General features: G+C 71.8%; 5 protein-coding genes. 4 read left to right on the forward strand and 1 reads right to left on the reverse strand.

Translation table 11 applies throughout. The features are described 5' to 3' along the window. Positions 1-116: 116 nt before the first annotated feature. The gene (locus DL990_RS13045) at positions 117-890 is read left to right on the forward strand and encodes a trypsin-like serine protease (RefSeq protein ID WP_125781327.1); all 774 of its coding nucleotides are present in this window, start codon (positions 117-119) and stop codon (positions 888-890) included. A gap of 206 nt (positions 891-1,096) precedes the next feature. Here DL990_RS13045 and DL990_RS13050 read toward each other — a convergent pair whose 3' ends face one another. Then, a complete protein-coding gene (locus DL990_RS13050; protein ID WP_125781325.1) occupies positions 1,097-2,074 on the reverse strand; it encodes a hypothetical protein in 978 nt (325 codons plus the stop codon). Between the two features lie 1,071 nt (positions 2,075-3,145). Between DL990_RS13050 and DL990_RS13055 the strand changes: the two genes are divergently transcribed. Genes DL990_RS13055 through DL990_RS13065 form a run of 3 tightly spaced genes read left to right on the forward strand, consistent with a single transcriptional unit; the run spans position 3,146 to position 15,373 of the window. Beyond that, positions 3,146-6,574 carry an amino acid adenylation domain-containing protein gene (locus DL990_RS13055; RefSeq protein ID WP_125798799.1) on the forward strand — a complete coding sequence of 1,143 codons (3,429 nt, stop codon included), beginning with the start codon at positions 3,146-3,148 and terminating at the stop codon, positions 6,572-6,574. After that, on the forward strand, positions 6,571-10,026 hold the full coding sequence (locus DL990_RS13060) for a non-ribosomal peptide synthetase (protein ID WP_125798800.1): 3,456 nt from the start codon (positions 6,571-6,573) through the stop codon (positions 10,024-10,026). The genes DL990_RS13055 and DL990_RS13060 overlap by 4 nt, the downstream gene beginning before the upstream one ends. A gap of 13 nt (positions 10,027-10,039) precedes the next feature. Continuing rightward, positions 10,040-15,373 (forward strand): type I polyketide synthase, encoded by a 5,334-nt coding sequence (locus DL990_RS13065; RefSeq protein ID WP_125798801.1) that lies wholly within the window; start codon positions 10,040-10,042, stop codon positions 15,371-15,373. Positions 15,374-15,472: the final 99 nt, after the last annotated feature.

Here is a 15,472-nt window from a genome sequence, read left to right on the forward strand (position 1 = left end):
CGCTGGGTCGGCCATTCGGCCGATGTACACCCGGCCGATAAGCCGATCCAGTCGTGATCATCACCCCATAGCGTGACGACTGTCAGCAATTGGTCATCTACGGGGAGTTGGCGATCATGCTTCGCAAAACAGGGATTCTGGCGGTCGGCTTGGCCGCGGTGGGAGCGGTGCTGGTGCCGGGGGGCGCCGCGGCGGCTGAAGGTCCGACGCCGTACGTCATCGGCGGGCACGACGCCACCGAGGACTATTCGTTCATGGTGTCGCTGCAGGAGGGCGGGAAGCATTTCTGCGGCGGCTCGCTGATCAGCGAGAACTGGGTGGTGACCGCGGCGCACTGCGTGCAGGGAGCGAAGCCGGGACAGGTCAGGGCCAGGATCGGGGCACGGCAGCACAACAGCGGGGGCACCGAGGCCGGCGTCAGCCGGATCATCGTGCATCCGGACTTCGCCAGGCAGAAGCCGCCGGGCGGGGACATCGCGCTGGTGCGGTTGGACAAAGCGGTGACCGAGCAGCCGATCAAGATCGCCGAGGCCGCGGGCGACGCGGGAACGGCGACCCGGATCCTCGGCTGGGGTGAGCACTGCGCCGAGCAGAACTGCGGGGCGCCGGAGATCCTCCAGGAGCTGGACACCAAGGTCATGCCGGCGGAGGAATGCCGCGATGTGGCCACGGGCAAGGAGATCTGCACCGGTTCCGACACGCCGGACGCGATGGGCTGCTACGGCGATTCGGGTGGGCCGCAGATCAAGGGCAGGCCGGGTGAGTGGGAACTGGTCGGTGCGACCAGCCGCGATGGTGACGCGGATCCGAAGTGCGCCAGCGGTCTGGGCATCTGGACCGATGTGACGGTGTACCGGGACTGGATCGCCGAGCAGCAGGCGAGCCAGTGAGGGGTAAGGCAAAGGTGGCATAGCGGTGCCGGGGTCGTGAGTGGCGTTTCGGGTTAGAACCCGAAACGCCACTCACGACCCTTCGCGAAACCGCACATAGGTCTCAAGTGGACATCCGGCCGCCAGGATTCGTCCTTAGTGGACACTTTGAGTGCGGCCGACACCCGTCGGCTGGTCAGTGTCACGCCGCGAGGTCGCGCACTACGTCACCGAGGCGCGAGCGACTCCAAAGACGACAGTGGTGCCTTGTGCAGGTTCGAGATGATGTTCCTCGGCTTGTCCGCGGCCTTGCTGTAGTAGTGCGCGCCGGACTCGAACGCCAGGTAGACGTTGCTGCCGTAGACCGTCAGTCCCTCGGACATGCTCGGCGCGCGGAAGCAGTGCTTCTTGGCCGTGTCCAGGTCTTTGTCGCCGGCGCCGCGCCGGACCACGTAGATGTTGCTGCGGTTGTTCCTGCCGTGCGACGTGCTGTAGATGAACACGTCCTTGGTGACGACGAGGCCCTGCGTCTTCGTCGGCACCTCCCACGACCCCGGCCGGTAGCCCAGCTTGCCGTCGGAGCCGACGGTGTACGAGTGCATCGATCCGCGCTTGGCGTCCTCGAACTTGCCCGCCCACAGGGTGTTGGTCGGGCCGTGGCTGGTGAGGAAAGAGGAGGCGTAGACGGTCTGCGCCTTCCCGTCCTGCTCGATGGGCAGCGACTTCTTGATCGCGTTCTTCAGCTTCGCCAGCGAGTACTTGCGGATCGTGTCGCCCTTGCCCGACACGAACGCCCAGCCCTGCTTCTCGAATACGGCGATCCCGCCGACGTGCGAGTACGCGAGCAGCGCCTGGCCGACCTGCTTGCCGGTCTTGGCGTCGATGCCGATGATGATGGCGCTGCGGTGGCCTGACTCGTACGAGGTGACCAGGATCAGGTCGTTCGACCCGTCCCAATTCGACCAGGTCGCCGTGCCCTGGGGGATGTTGGTTTCCAGCGCCGGGACGGGGTGGCTCTTGCTGAACCGGTCGTCGTAGGCGTAAGAAGCGGATTTCCCGCGGTAGAAGGGGCCGTCCTTGCCGCTGGACTTCGTGTCGCAGGTGATGGCCGCGGCCTCGGCGGAGGCGGTGCCCACCACGGTGAGGCCGAGCAGCAGCGTGCTCGCCGCGGCAGTGATCGTCGCTTTCTTGAGTAGGGTCTTCATTCGTTCCCTTGTAGTCGTTGTACGGCCGGTTCTCAACTGGGACTCGCCGGATGCGCGCGTGGTTCCGGCGAGCTGGCGACCGTGTGCACAGCCTCGAAAATGTTCGGTCACGTAGTGGGAGTCCATTGAGGACGATGAACGCACGCGTCCCGAAGCCACTTTCGGGACCGGAGAGCAGCTGCGGAAGGTCCGTGAAGGCCTCCTTGAGGGCGCCGCATTTGCTTACCCACTGCTCGGGGTTCGCGCTCTGAGGTCCCCCTTGGTCGTCGTGTGGCCTTAGGCGTGACACGCGTGATTGGAAGCGGAACTCGCGTGACTGGACGCGGAACTCACGTGATGGGACGCGGAACTCACGGCGGACCCGGTCACGGGCGAGTTCCGCCTTCAATCACGCGAGATCGGTGTCCAGTCACCGCGACGTCCATCGACCTGGTGGTGGCATCACCTCACGACCCACCCACCAACCCGCAGGTCAGACGTAGGTACACAAATGAAGGCCTCCTTGAGGGACCCAGGGTCCCTCAAGGAGGCCTTCACGGACCGGAGAGCGCCGTAGGCCGTACGCCACCTCGATAGTCTGCGACCCCTTCGCGAAACCGCGTAAAGCGGGCTAATCGGACACTTAGCCGTCTAGGTCGAGCGTAACTTTACGACGGACGTAAGTTCGTCTCGAATGTCGAGTTCCAAGAAGTCCGCGCGATCGGGAATCGTATTTCTGAATCGATTTCGAGAATTCACCTGTTGCCGTTGTGAACGTATTTCGTGGCACGGTGTCGGTTAATATCCGACGCATTACGAAGCGTAGTCGATCGAGTGTCGATGGTGGCCGGTGGCCGGTTGCGAAGCGTGGTCTTGGTGGCCGATCCGGTCACAAGACGGCGATAACTGCACCGTATGGTCCAAGATCAGTAGGCCATTCGAACCAAATCAACGAAATTCGTATTCCGTCGCGCGGCCGGTCGTCTTAACCTTGCGTAATTCTTCACCTGAATGTTCACTGGGGAGCAAGATGAAGTCCACGCCGTTGTTGTCGCGCGCCCGAAAAACCTCGGAGCGACTGCTCGACGCCCGATGACACAAGCCGGCTGTGTCAGCCGATTCGACGTGCACGCCCGGCAATCGCCCGACCGGATCGCGGTCTTCGAGCACGGCACAGGGCTCACCTACGCCCGGCTTGCCGGGCTCGCGGGCGGCCGAGCGCTGCGGTTGCGTGACGCCGGTGTCCGGCCGGGGGAGCGGGTCGGGCTGGTCACCGGGCACGGCAGCGCCGCGATCGCGGCGATCTTCGGCGCCCTCGCCGCGGGCTGCACCTACGTCCCGCTGGACCCGACCTTCCCCCGAGAGCGTCTCGAGTACCAGCTCACGGCCGCGCGGGTGACCGCCGTGCTCGCGGATCCGGAGTACGACGAGCTGGCGGAGTACTTGTGCCGTAACGGATCCGCTCGGCTCGTGCGCTCGGGCACGGAGACCGCGGCGCTCCCGGTGCCCCAAACCGATCCGGACAGCGTGGCGTACGTGCTGTTCACCTCCGGGTCCACCGGCCGTCCGAAGGCCGTCGCGCAGACCCACCGCAACCTCCTGCACGTCGTGGACAACCAGATCGCCGCGCTCGGCATCACCGCGGCCGACCGGCTCAGCCTGCTCGCTTCGTTCGGCTTCGACGCGGCGATCCCGGACCTGTACCCGGCACTGCTCACCGGCGCCGCGCTCGTACCCGTCGACCTGCGCGCGCACGGCCTCACCCACGCCGCGCGCGAGCTGGCCAGGCACGAGGTGACCGTCTACCACTCGACGCCCACGGTCTACCGGCATCTGCTCGACGTCCTCGGCGAGACCGGCCTCCCGTCCGTGCGGACCGTGCTGCTCGGCGGCGAGCAGGCGACCCACGCCGACGTCCGCCGCGGCCGGTTCGCGCCGGAGTGCGTGTTCGTCAACGGCTACGGCGCCACCGAGGTGACTTTCGCCGCGCACTACCGGACGACCGCCGCCGAGCTGGACCCGGACGCCGACGGGCCGCTGCCGATCGGGCGCCCGCTGCCCGGGTTCACGCTCACCGTGCTGGACAGCGGCGAACTCGAAGTGCGCGGGCGGCACCTCGTCGACGGCTACCTCGACCAGCCGAGCCCGGCGTTCGGGGTGACGTCCGACGGCGGCCGTCGTTACCGGACCGGCGACCTCGGCAGGCTGCTCCCGGACGGGAACCTCGTCTGTCTCGGTCGGCTGGACCGGCAGGTCAAGGTGCGCGGCTTCCGGGTGGAGTTGACCGAGATCGAGGCCCGGCTCGCCGAACAGCCCGGCGTGGCCGAAGCCCGCGCGATCGTGCGCGCCGGCGACCTGCTCGCCTACGTGACTGCGGCAGGCCCGCGTCCGGACGGCAGGGTGCTGAGGGCCGCGCTGGCGGACGTCCTGCCCGGCTACTCGGTCCCCGCGGCCGTCGCGGTGCTGGACGGGTTTCCGCTGACCGTCACCGGAAAACTCGACGAACTGGCGCTTCCGGACCCGCGGTCGGCCGCGACCGTCCCAGCCGAGCGGCTGACCCCTGCCGAGGAACGTGTGCACCGGATCTGGTGCGCGGTGCTGGGCCGTGGCCGGGTCGGGCGCACCGAGGCGTTCTTCGACGCCGGCGGCGACTCGCTGCGGCTCGGCCGCGTGCAGGCTGAGCTGGCCGACGAGTTCGGGGTGGACGTCCCGCTGCTCGCTTTGTTCGAGCGTACGACGATCGCCGGGCAGGCCGCCTGGCTCACGGAGTCCACTTCGGACACTTCGCAGCCGGTCACCGCGGAGGAGCAGGCCGGGGATCTCATCGCCGTCGTCGGGCTGGCCTGCCGGTTCCCCGGCGCGCCGGACGCCGCCTCGTTCTGGTGGAACCTCTGCGCGGGCGTCGACTCGATCCACGACTACGCCGACGACGAGCTGGCGGCGCTGGGCATCGGGCCGCGCCTGCGTGCCGACCCGGCGTATGTGCGGGCGGGAGGCCGGATCGAGGGCGTCGAGGAGTTCGACGCCGGGTTCTTCGGGTTCACCGCCGTCGAAGCCGCGCGGACCGACCCGCAGCACCGGCTGTTCCTCGAAACGGCCTGGCAGGCACTCGAAGACGCCGGACGCGACCCTGCCGCCGAGACCGGGCCGGTCGGGGTGTTCACGGCCGCCTCGGTGAACCGCTACTTCCTGTTCCACCTGTTCGGCAACCCGGCGGTGACCGGCGACGTCGACCCCGACGACTGGGAGGGGCGGCTGACCGGCCGCCAGCTCACCGACCACCTGCCCGGCCAGGTCGCCTACCGGCTGGGGCTGACCGGGCCCGCGGTAGCCGTGCAGAGCGCGTGCTCCAGCTCGCTCGCGGCGGTGGCGCTGGCCGCGCAGAGCCTCGCGGACTATCGGTGCGACGTCGCGCTGGCCGGCGGGGCGAGCGTGACGTGGCCGCGGTACCGCGGCGGCGGGCTCGCCTCACCGGACGGCCGGTGCCGCGCGTTCGACGTCGCCGCGGCGGGGGCCGGGTTCAGCTCCGGCGCCGGGGTGGTCGTGTTGCGGCGGCTGGCGGACGCACTCGCCGACCGCGACCACGTTTACGCCGTGCTGCCCGGCTGGGCGATCACCAACGACGGCCCGGACCGTGCGGGCTACGCCGTTCCGGGGCCGGCCGGGCAGGCTGCCGCGGTGGCCGAGGCGCTGGCCGTCGCGGAGGTCGCCCCGGACGAGGTCGCGCTGCTCGAAGCCCACGGCAGCGGCACCCCGCTCGGCGACGCGATCGAGGTGGCCGCGCTCAACCGCGTCTACGGGGACACACCACCCGAAACGTGTGCGCTGGGTTCGGTGAAGACGAACATCGGGCACCTCGACGCGGCGGCGGGCATCGCCGGGCTGATCAAGGCCGTGTTGTCCGTGCGGCACGGCGTCATCCCGCCGAACCTGCACTTCACCGCCCCGCACCCGGAGGTCGACCTGGCGGGCGGCCCCTGGTACGTCCCGGCGAAGGCCACCGACTGGCCTGCCCGCGAGCGGCGGGTGGCCGGGGTCAGCTCGTTCGGCATGGGCGGCACGAACGTGCACGTGATCGTGGAGGAGGCCCCTGCCGGCCCGCCACGGCAGGCGGCCGGCGGTCCGTTCGTGTTGCCGGTGTCCGCGCGTGACGCGAAGGCGTTGCGCGAGGCGGTGTCCCGGCTGCGCGACCGGCTCGCCACGGACGCTCCGGACCTCAGGGACGCGGCGTACACGCTTTCGGTGCGGCGGGCGTTCGCGTGCCGGGCCGCCGTGGTGGCGGACTCGGTCGCGTCGGCGGTCGCCGCGCTCGATGCGGCGCTGGCGAACGGAACCGACGTCGAGGGCCCGGCCGGGGCGGAGCGGGACATGGCCGCCCACTGGGTCGCGGGCGGCGAGATCGAAGGGGTAGCGGACGGCGATCCCGGCCGCGTCCCCTTGCCGGGCTATCCGTTCCAACGAGAGCGGCACTGGATCGACCCACTGCCTCACCACACAACCGACCAGGAGACCCCTCGGTGACCGACACCTTGCCCGTCGTGGGTGGCCACGGCCCGCCACTGTCCTATCCGGACACCACGCTCACCGGGCTGATCCTCGCCCAGGCCGCGCGCACCCCGCATGCCGTCGCCGTCCGGCAGGGTGACGTCCGGCTGACCTACCGCGAACTGGTCGCGTCGGCGACCGGCGTCGCCCGGCTGCTGCAGGCTCGGGGTGCCGGGCCCGGCACCCGCGTCGGCGTCTGCGCCGACCGGCGGCCGGAGCTGATCTCGACCGTCGTGGGCGTGCTGCTGTCCGGGGCCGCCTACGTGCCGCTCGAACCCGGCGGCCCGAAGACACGGCTGGCCGAAATCGCCGAGGACGCCGGGATCTCCCTTGTCGTCGGCGACTGCGCGCGGGCCGAATTCGGCGCCACTGAAGGCATCGAAACTCTCGACGTGCCCCCGCCCGCCGACGGGCCTGTCGACTGCCCCGCCGGGCCGGACGACCTCGTCCACCTCCTCTACACCTCCGGCTCCACCGGCCGCCCCAAGGGCGTGCTGACCAGTCACCGCAACGTGGTCGCGTTCGTCACCGGGTTCGCCGCCGCTCTCGGGGTCCGGCCCGGTGCCCGGTCGCTCGGCATCTCCTCACTCGCCTTCGACGCCTTCACCATGGACGTGTTCGTCCCACTGGCGCACGGCGGATCGGTCCAGCTCGCCGGCGCCGCCGACCGCGCCGATCCCGAACGGCTGCGGCGGTTCCTCGTCGAGCACGACGTCGAGTGGGGTTTCGTCACGCCGACGCTGCTGTCCATGCTGGACCCCGCGGCCGTTCCCGGCTGGCGCGTCATCGCCTGCGGTGGCGAGCCGGTGCCCGCGGAGCTCGCCGCGCGCTGGCTGCCGGGACGGCGGTTCTTCAACGCCTACGGCCCCACCGAAACCACCGTCGTGGTCGTCACCGACGAGGTCACCGGCATCCCAGCCGACCCACTGCCGCTCGGCCGCCCGACGCCGAACCACCGGGCGTACGTCGCGGACGCCGAGCTGCGGCCGGTCGCGCCCGGCGAGATCGGCGAGCTGCTCATCGGCGGCCCTGGCCTCGCGCTCGGCTACCTCGGCAGCCCGGAGCTGACCGCCGCGAAGTTCGTCGACGACCCGATGACGCCGGGGGAACGGCTCTACCGCACCGGCGACCTGGTCCGCGAGCTGCCCGACGGCCGTCTCGAGTTCGCCGGCCGCGCCGACCGCCAGGTGAAGGTCCGCGGCCAGCGGATCGAGCTGGGCGAGGTGGAGGCCGCGCTCACGACTCACCGGGACGTCGACGCCGCCGCCGTGGTGGCCGTCCCCGGGCAGGCGGGCACCCGGCTGGTGGCCTTCCTGGCACCGGAGTCCGCACCGTCCGATGTGGACACAATCGGCCGGGACCTGCTCACCGCGGCGATGCGCCCGGCCGCGGTCCGGGTGCTCGACCGCCTGCCGGTCAACCCGGTCACCGGCAAGATCGACCGGCCCGCGTTGCGCGACCTGGCCGAAGCTGTGCTGGCGGGACAACGGGAGGATCTCGGCCCGCTCGGCACCCCGGCCGAACGCGCGGTCGCGGCGATCTGGCGGCGGGTGCTCGGCGACGGCGCGGGGACGGATTTCCTGTCCTCGGGCGGGAATTCGATCGCCGCGATGCGCCTGGTCGCGGCGCTGCGGGCGGAGCTGGCCGCGGACGTCGCCACGGAGGACGTCCTCGCCGCCGGCACTCTCGACGGGCTCACCCGGCGGGTGGCGGCCGCACTGCCGCTGACCGGGCCGGGGCTGACCACCGGGCACGCGCCCGCGCTGTCCCCGCCGCAGCGGCGGCTGTGGTTCCTCGACCAGCTCGCGCCGGACGCCGCGCCGTACAACATCGCGATGGCGTTCCGGCTGACCGGCGCGCTGGACGTCGACGCGCTGCGCCACGCCTTGCGCGCGGTCGCCGAGCGGCACGACGTGCTCCGCTGGCGGATCCGGGCCGTCGACGGCTCGCCGCTGGCGGATCTCCTGCCACCGTCGGACGTTCCGCTGCCGGTGGCGCCGGTGACCGAGGGCGGACTGCGCGCCCGGCTGGCCGCCGACGCCGCGACGCCGGTGCACCTCGACCGCGAGGCTCCCTGGCGCGTAAGGCTTTACCGGCTCGGCGAGGCGGAGCATGTGCTCGGCTTCACGCTGCATCACGCGGTGTTCGACGGCTGGTCGCAGGAGCTGCTGTGCGCCGACCTGTCGGCGGCCTACCGGGGCGAGCCGCTGCCGCCGCCGGTGGCGTCCTATGCGGACTACGCGGTGTGGCGGGCCGGACGCGACGAACGCCGGGAGGCCGTCGACGTCGCCTGGTGGACCGGGCATCTCGCCGGTGCACCGGCCACAGTGGACATTCCACGGGATCGGCCGCGCCCGGCCGTGCAGACCTACCGGGGCGCGAGCCTGCGTCAGTCCTTTCCGGACGGTGCCGCCGAGTCGGTCCGGGCGCTGGCCGCCCGCACCGGCACGACGCGCGCCGGGGTGCTGCTCGCCGCGTTCGGCCAGCTGCTGCGGCGGCTGACCGGCGCGACCGACCACCTGGTCGCCACGGTCGTCGCGGACCGGCAGCTCGCCGAGTGCCAGGAGGTCGCGGGGTTCTTCGTGGACATCGTGCCGGTGCGGCTGCGAGCCGACGACGCCGCGGACTTCGCCACGCACGTCCGCGACGGCGGCGCCGAACTCCTCGCCGCGACCGCGCATCCGGCCGCGCCGGTCGAGCGGCTCGTCGAGGCCCTCGGCGTGCCCCGCGATCCCGCGCACGCCCCGCTCGTGCAGGTGATGTTCAACGTCCTGAACTTCACCGAGCCGGGGCTGGACCTGCCCGGCGTGCGGTCGGCGTGGCTGCCGGTCGACAAGCCGGGGTCGCCGTTCGACCTCACGGTGTACGTCCACGACGACGGCGTCGAACTGCTGTACAACCCGGACCTGTTCGACCACACCCGGATGGCCGGGCTCGCCGAGGACTACGTCGCGCTGCTCGGCGCGCTGGCCGCGGCGCCGGACGCGCCGGTCGGGACGAGCGTGCCGGAACTGCCGCGGGCGGGCGTCCGCACCGCCGCGCCCGCCGCGATGACCCGTGCTCGGACACGGCCGCCGTCGGTGGCCGCGGATCCGGCGGCGCTCGCCGTGACCGAGGCCGTGATCGCCCGTGCCTGGTGCGAAGTCCTCGGTGTCGCCGAAGTCGGGAACGCCGAAAACTTCTTCGACGTGGGCGGGAATTCGCTCGCCCTGGCACGGGTGCACGCCCAGGTCACCGCCCGGCTCGCCCGCCGGATCCCGTTGGTCGACCTGTTCACCCACCCCACCGTCCGCGCCCTCGCCGCGCACCTGCACTCCGGCGGCGCCGCCGTCCCGGAGCTGGCCCGCGCCGCCGAGCGCGTCGCCGCCCGCCGCAGCCGCACCCAGACCAGAAGACCCCGTCGCACCGCCGGCCCGGCCGGCACCTGATAGGAGCACCACCGTGAACCACCTCCCCGAAACCGGCACCGGCGATCCCGGAGCCGAACCGATCGCGATCGTCGGACTCGACATTCGCGTGCCCGGCGCGCGTGACGCGCGGCAGTTCTGGCGCAACCTCGTCGACGGCGTCGAGTCGATCGTGCCCGCCACCCGCGAGGAGATGATCGCCCGCGGCGCCGCACCGGACACTGTGGACGATCCGAGCTGGGTGAACGCCACCGCCGTGGTCGACGGCTTCGACGAGTTCGACGCCGAGCTGTTCGGCATGACCAGCCGTGAGGCCGAGATCACCGACCCGCAGCATCGGCTGTTCCTCCAGTCGTGCCACGCCGCGCTGACCGACGCGGGCTACGACCCGGCCCGGTTCGACGGCGCGATCGGCGTCTACGGCGGGTCCGGGGGCACCGGATACCTGACCGAGAACCTGATGCGCAACGAGCGGCTCCTCGCCTCGCAGCACGGCGGTATCGGTATCTCGACCGGCAACCAGCCGAGCTACCTGACGACCTCGGTGTCGTACAAGCTCAACCTGCGCGGCCCGAGCCTCGCGGTGTTCACCGCCTGCTCGACGTCCCTGGTCGCGGTGCACCTGGCCTGCGAGGCGCTGCGCAACGGCGAGTGCGACATGGCGCTGGCGGGCGGGGTCAACGTGGAGATGCCGCACGGCGTCGGCTACATGGGCGTCGACGGCTTCACCTCACCGGACGGCCACGTGCGCGCGTTCGACGCCGGCGCCAACGGCACGGTGTGGAGCAGTGGCGTCGGAGTCGTGCTGGTGAAGCGGCTGTCGCAGGCGATCGAGGACGGCGACCACATCCGGGCCGTCGTGCTGGGCAACGCGATCAACAACGACGGCGCCACCAAGGTCGGCTTCTCCGCGCCCAGCGTGTCCGGACAGACCGAGGCGGTCGCGCAGGCCGTCGGCATGGCCGGTGTCGACCCGCGCACCGTCGGCTACGTCGAGGCGCACGGCACCGGAACCGCGCTGGGCGACCCGATCGAGATCACCGCACTGTCCACTGTGTACGGAGACAGGGTCGCGGACACCGGCTGGTGCGCGATCGGCTCGGTGAAGTCCAACATCGGCCACCTGTCGCAGGCGGCGGGCGTGGTCTCGTTGATCAAGGCCGTGCTCGTCATGGAGCACGGGCTGATCCCGCCGACCATCAACTACCACGAACCCAACCCCGGTATCGACTTCCCGGCGAGCCCGTTCTACCCGGCGCGCGAGGTGACGAAGTGGGAGGCGGGCCAGGCACCGCGGCGGGCGGGCGTCAGCTCGTTCGGCGTCGGCGGCACCAACGCGCACGTCGTGCTGGAGGAGGCGCCGGTCCTCGAGCGGACCCGGACGCCGCATCCGGCGCACCTGCTGCGGGTGTCGGCCAATACCGCCGAAGCGCTCTCGGCCGCTGTCGACCGGCTGGCTGAGCGGCTGGCCGGAGACGTCGACCTCGACCTCGCCGACGTGGCCCACACCCTGGCCGCCGGGCGCACCGAGTACCCGCACCGCGCGGTCGTCGTCGCCCGTGACTCCGAGGACGCGGTCGACGGGCTGCGGGACTCCCGGCGGCTCGTGTCCGCACTGGCCGGGGAGACGAACGTGGCGTTCTTGTTCCCTGGCCAGGGTTCCCAGTACGCCGGGATGGGCGCAGAGCTGTACGAGGCCGAGCCGGTGTTCGCCGCGGCCGTCGACGAGTGCCTGCGGCTGCTCGAATCCGAGCTGCCGGAGTTGCGCGACCTGATCTTCGGGCGCGGTGGCGAGCAGGCGCTGCGGGAAACCCGCGTGACCCAGCCCGCGCTGTTCGTCGTCGAGTACGCGCTGGCGAAGCTGTGGCAGAGCTGGGGCGTGCGGCCCTCGGCGATGATCGGTCACTCGGTCGGCGAGTACGTCGCCGCCACCGTCGCCGGGGTCTTCACCCTGCCGGACGCGCTGAACCTGGTCGCCACGCGCGGCCGCCTGATGCAGTCGATGCCCGCCGGGGCGATGCTGGCCGTCCAGCTCGACGAGGAGAGCGTCAGCACGCGGCTGCCGGGCGCCCTCGCGGTCGCCGGGCTGAACGGTCCCGGCACGTGTGTCGTGGCCGGGCCATCCGACGCGATCGCGGACTTCGCGGCGACACTCAAGGCCAGCGGCGTCCAGTGCCGCGAGCTGGTGACCTCGCATGCCTTCCACTCGCCGATGATGGACCCGATCCTCGCCGAGTTCACCGCCGCCGGCGCCGGCGTCGCCCGCACCGCGCCCGCGCTGCCGTTCCTGTCGAACGTCACCGGCGACTGGATCACCGACGCCCAGGCCACCGACCCCGCCTACTGGGCCTCCCACCTGCGTCAGGCCGTCCGGTTCGGCGACTGCGTCAAGAATCTGTTCGCGCGCGGCGGGCGCTGGGCGCTCGTCGAATGCGGCCCGGGTCATCAGCTGTCCGGGCTGGCCCGCGGCCAAGTGCCGAAGGGGATGCCCGCACCGCAGCCGAGCCTGCCGGGCCGCACCGAGCGGATCGGTGACGTCGAAACCCTGTATGGCGCGGCCGGTCTCTTGTGGACGAACGGGGTTTCCCTCGAACCGCGCATGTTCGGCGCGCCCGGCCACCGGGTACCGCTGCCCGGCTACCCGTACGCGCGCAAGCGGTACTGGGTCGATCCGGACCCGGCCACGGCCACCCAGCCCGTGCGGCGAAGCGGTCCGCTGCCCCTGTCCGAGTGGTTCGCGGTCCCGGCGTGGCGGCAGGCGGAACCGGACCTGAGACGCGAGCCCTTCGCGAACGCGCTCGTCTTCGCCGCCGACGACGTCCTGCCCGGTCTGCTGCGCGACGAGGGTGTGACGGTCACCGAGGTGCGACCCGGCGACGGTTTCGCCGCGACGGAGACCGGTTTCACCGTCCGGCCCGGGGTGCGCGAGGACTACGACGCGCTCGTGGCCGCGCTGCCCGCCCGGCCCGAGCGGATCGTGCACGCCTGGACGCTGGCCGGGGACGAGCGCGGCATGGCCGCACAGGACCACGGGTTCTTCAGCCTGCTCAACCTCGTCCAGGCTTGGGGCGAGCCGGTGCGGATCGACGTGCTGAGCACCGGAACCGCCGACGTCACCGGCACCGACCTGACCCGCCCCGAGCACGCGACCCTCGCCGGCATCGCCCGGGTGGTGCCGCTGGAGGTCGCGGGCACGGTGGTGCGCCGGATCGACGTCATCGACGTGGTCGATGCCGTCGCCGAGCTGTTCCGCCCGGCTGACGCGGCGGCCGAGGTCGCGCTGCGCTCCGGCCGCCGCTGGGTCCTGGACTACACCCAGCTCGAACTGCCCGCGACCGCCGAGCCGGTGTTGCGGGACGGTGGCCGGTACCTGATCACGGGCGGGACCGGCGGTATCGGCATCACGCTCGCCGAGGACCTCGCCCGCCGGGTGCGGGCGAAGCTCGTGCTCCTCTCCCGCGCCGGGCTGCCGCCGCGGGCGGAGTGGGACGCGCACCTCGCCGCGCACGGCGGCTCCGACCGTGCCGGGCGCACGATGCTCGCCGTCCGGCGGATGGAGGCCGCGGGCGCGGTGGTGCACGTCGCCGCCGTCGACGTCACCGACGCGGCGCGCCTGCGCGAGGTCCGTGAGCTGGCCGAGCGCGAGTTCGGCGGCCTCGACGGGATCGTGCACGCCGCCGGGTTGCCCGGCGGCGGCGTCGCCGAGGTGAAGGAGCGAGCCGCGGCCGAGGCCGTGCTGGCCCCGAAGATCGCCGGGACGCTGGCTCTGGCCGAGGCGTTCGCCGACCTGCCGATGGACTTCGTCGCGCTGTGCTCGTCGATCACCGCGGTGGCGGGCGGCATCGGGCAGGTCGATTACTGCGCCGCCAACAACTTCCTCGACGCCTACGCGCGGGGAAATCACGGCTGGCGCGCGCGGCTCGTGTCGCACGCCTGGGGTGGCTGGGACGAGGTCGGCATGGCCGCGGAAGTGGCCGCTCCGACCACGATCCGCACCGCCCGGTCGCGGTCGCTCGGCCCGGTCGAGCACCCCGTGCTCACCACGCGCACCGAGGACGGCGCGCACGGGCTCGTCTCGGCGGCCACGCACTGGCTGCTCGACGAGCACCGGATCGCCGGGGTGCCGGTGGTACCGGGCACGGGACACCTGGAGACCGTCCGCGCGGCGGTGGCCGCGGCGCTGCCGAAGCCCGGTGACGGGCACGTCGTCGAGCTGCGAGATGTCGCGTTCCTGGAGCCGTTCGGCGTCCCGGACGGTGCCACCGCGGAGTACCGCGTGGAGTTCGACGGCGACGACTTCACCGTGACCAGCCACGTCGCCGGCGCGAGCCGGACCCACGTGCGCGGTTCCGCCGGATGGGTCGCGGCCGAGACGACGTCCACTGTGGACATCGAAGCGGTGACCGCGCGGACCGAGCCGATCGACGACGGGCACGGTTTCGGCACCGGCCGCACCAGCATGGTGACCTTCGGCTCGCGCTGGGCGGCGCTGCGCGAACACCGCATCGGCGCACAGGAGGAGCTGGCCACGATCACGGCTCCCGACGCGGCGGCGGGCGACACCGGCGCGTGGGGGCTGCACCCGGCGCTGCTCGACGTCGCAACCGCGTTCGGCCGAGGCCGGGGGAGCGGCACCTATCTGCCGATGAGCTACGGCCGGATCGTCGTGCACGACGCGCTCCCGGCGAGTTTCCGCAGCCACCTGCGCTACCGCGACTCCGGCGGCGACCAGGTGGTGGCGGCCGACCTCTCGCTGTGCGACGAGACCGGCCGCGTGCTCGTCACGATCGAGGACTTCGTGCTGCGGCAGGTGGATCAGGAGGCCGTCGGCGGCGGCCTGACTTCGGCGGCGCCAGAGTCCGCAGTGTCCACCGTGTCCACTGTGGACAAGGCGTCGACCGGGATCCGGCCGGTGGACGGCGCCGAGGCGTTCGTCCGGGCGCTGGCCCCCGGCCTCGGCGGGCAGGTGGTGATCACCACCCTCCCGGTGCGGGAGCTGATCGAGCACCAGGTCGGTGTCGAGGAGCTTGACGAACCCGACGAAGCATCGGTGAAGGTGTCGGAGGACGACTACGTCGCCCCGCGCACCGACCTGGAGGCCGAGATCGCCCGCCAGTGGACCGAGCTGCTCGGCGTGGAGAAGATCGGCGTCCACGACGACTTCTTCGCCCTCGGCGGCAACTCGCTGGTCGCCATCCAGCTCATCGCCCAGGTGCGCAAGGCCACCGGCACGCGGCTGGCGATGAAGACGCTGTTCGAAGCGTCCACAGTGGCCACTCTGGTCGAGCGGATCGAGGAACTGCGCGCCGACAAGGCCGAGGCGCCGGCCGAATCCACTCGGACCACCATCCCCAAGCTCGAGCGCTGAAGCGGTGACGGGGTCGTGAGTGGCGTTTCGGGTTAGAACCCGAAACGCCACTCACGACCACCTGGACCCACGACGCCACTTTCGCTTGACCTCTCACTG

The organism is Amycolatopsis sp. WAC 01416, from assembly GCF_003947485.1.
Classification (GTDB): Bacteria; Actinomycetota; Actinomycetes; order Mycobacteriales; family Pseudonocardiaceae; genus Amycolatopsis.